The sequence below is a fragment of the Microvirga sp. P4_G7 genome, assembly GCF_056401005.1.
The window spans coordinates 1-1,578 of sequence record NZ_JBFUKD010000778.1; the positions used below are offsets into that span (position 1 = coordinate 1).

Annotated in this window: 2 protein-coding genes; both read left to right on the top strand. The window is 62.2% G+C overall.

Going from position 1 to position 1,578, the window contains the following annotated elements; all coding sequences use genetic code 11:
• Window positions 1-841 (top strand): ABC transporter substrate-binding protein (locus AC1DT3_RS20580; RefSeq protein ID WP_477467063.1); only part of this gene is annotated, 841 nt, incomplete at its 5' end.
• A gap of 82 nt (window positions 842-923) precedes the next feature.
• On the top strand, window positions 924-1,578 hold a 655-nt coding region (locus tag AC1DT3_RS20585; protein ID WP_477467064.1), incomplete at its 3' end, for a GntR family transcriptional regulator.

Sequence of the window (1,578 nt, forward strand, 5' to 3'; positions counted from 1 at the left end):
GACGGGCGGCTTCTTCTTCCGCACGCTGCCGACCGTGAAGACGCAAGCCTACGCATCGGCCAAGATTGCCGCTGAGCGCGGCTACAAGCGCGTGGTGATGATCTTCATCAACACCGATTTCGGCACCGGCATGGTCAAGGATTTCACCAAAGCCTTCAACAAACTCGGTGGCCAGGTGGTGAAGACCGTTCCGTACAACGAGAACCAGCCGTCCTATCGCGCCGAGGTGAACGCTGCGCTCGGCGAAAAGGCGGATGCTGTCTTCCTCGTGGCCTTCCCGCAGGATGGCGCGACCATGACGCGTGAATGGATCTCGCTCGGCGGAACGCAGAACCTGATCCTGAACAACTCGCTGCGCGCTCCCGAGTACGTCAAGGCCGTCGGCGCGCGCTTCCTGCAGAACGCCTTCGGCATGGACAACGCATCGACCTCCGGACCCACCGTCGACGCCTTCAAACAGAGCTTCCAGGCCGCCTACAACGCAAGCCCGGACGGCCCCGGTATCTACAATCAGTATGACGCGACGATGATCCTCGGCCTTGCCATGAACATCGCGCCCGAACTGACCGGCACGGCCATTCGCGATTCCATTCGCAAGTTGCAGGACCCGAAAGGCACGATGGTCGGCACCGGTCCGGAAGAGTTCAAGAAGGCCGTCGCCCTGATCAAGGACGGCAAGCCGATCCGCTATTCCGGCGCGACCGGCCCGCTCGAATTCGACGCCAACGGCGATGTCAGCGGCGCCGCCCTGATTTGGACCGTCAAGGGCGATGCACTCGCCACCGACCAGACGATCACCGTCGAAGACATGACCAAGCTGATCAAGCAGATCGACGGCTGATTCACGCTCATCTAACCGGTCGCCTGACCCCCATCGGGTCAGGCGATACCCCTTTGAAGTTCTTGCGGAAAAGGATGAGCCGATGTTGATCCCCGTGCTTGAATCGATCTCATCCCGGATGACGATTCAAGACAGCGTTTACCAGCGCCTTCGCCATGCCCTGATGACCGGCCTCTTCAACCCCGGCCAGCCGCTCACGATCGCTTATCTCGCCGAAGTGTTCGGCACGAGCCACATGCCTGTGCGCGAAGCGATCCGTCGCCTCGCGGCGGAGAATGCGCTCGATGTGACGCCGAACGGCGCGACGCGCGTCCCCATCGTGAGCCGCGCCCGGCTCGACGATCTCTGCCGCGCTCGCATCGCCGTCGAAGGACTTGCCATCGAGCTCGGCACGCCGAGCCTCGACGCGGATCTCTTCAAGGATCTCGAGACCAACATGCGCGAGCATACGCGCATGGGCCGCGATGGCGACGTTTATGCGATGCTCGCGAAGAACCAGGACTTCCACTTCGCGCTCTATCGCGCATCAGGATCAGACGTGCTCCTGCAACTGATCGAAACGCTGTGGCTACGGTTCGGCCCCTACATGCGCCTCCTGACGCGCTGTATGGAGCCGCTTCTGAAATCCGGCGATCTCGGCGCCAACCCGGTTCATCATGCCCGCATCGTCGAAGCGTTGAAGCGCAAGGATGCGGCAGGCGCGCGCCTTGCGCTCGTCGAGGATATCAAGAGCACGC